This window comes from Gordonia sp. UBA5067 (assembly GCF_002414845.1).
Classification (GTDB): Bacteria; Actinomycetota; Actinomycetes; order Mycobacteriales; family Mycobacteriaceae; genus Gordonia; species Gordonia defluvii.
The window spans coordinates 23,350-23,678 of sequence record NZ_DIAX01000065.1; the positions used below are offsets into that span (position 1 = coordinate 23,350).

At 68.7% G+C, this 329-nt stretch carries 1 protein-coding gene; it reads right to left on the minus strand.

Going from position 1 to position 329, the window contains the following annotated elements; genetic code table 11:
- Window positions 1-42 precede the first annotated feature (42 nt).
- A partial coding sequence (locus B4M62_RS11045) for a DUF1416 domain-containing protein (RefSeq protein WP_290707650.1) occupies window positions 43-329 on the minus strand: 287 nt, incomplete at its 5' end.

The window sequence follows — 329 nt, forward strand, 5'->3', positions numbered from 1 at the left end:
CCTGCTGGTGCGGGGCCCCGCCGTTGTTCCGGCTGCCTGGTGCTACTTGACCACCGTGATGGTGTTCGAGTGGACGCCCGGGCCTTCCGGCGTGACGATCACGTCGCCGTTGCCCAGCGAACTGAGCGCGCGAAGCGTCCAAGTGCCCGGCGCCGCGAAGAAGCGGAAGTCACCGGTACCGCTGGTGACGACCTCGGCGGTGAACTCACCGGTCGAGTCGAGCAGGCGCACGAAGGCACCGGGAACCGGCGCGCCGCTGCCATCGGTGACCTGCCCGGTCAGGACCGTCTCCTTCTCCACATCGACACCGGCCGGCAATTGCTGTCCCT